At 66.7% G+C, this 237-nt stretch carries 1 protein-coding gene; it reads right to left on the bottom strand.

The features are described 5' to 3' along the window. Positions 1–237: phytase (locus Q4563_RS22530; protein ID WP_303606133.1), on the bottom strand; the 237-nt coding region annotated here is incomplete at both ends.

Raw genomic sequence — 237 nt, forward strand, 5'->3', positions numbered from 1 at the left:
GGTTGGGATTGACCCAGATGGCCGGGTCGTCGGCGGCATCTCCGGCGGTCAGGACGGGCTGGGTTTCGCCATTGGCCGGTACGGTGGCAATCATGTTGTCGTGGCGGGTGGCGGCGATCGACGGCAGGGTCAGGCTGATCAGGGCGTCGCTGTGCTTGTCCAGAGCGCCGGCCTGGGTGGCGTTGGAGACGCTCAGCAAGGTGTCGATGGCAAGCTGTTCCTGCAGCAGGGTGCTGC

It is taken from the genome of Gilvimarinus sp. 1_MG-2023, assembly GCF_030548285.1.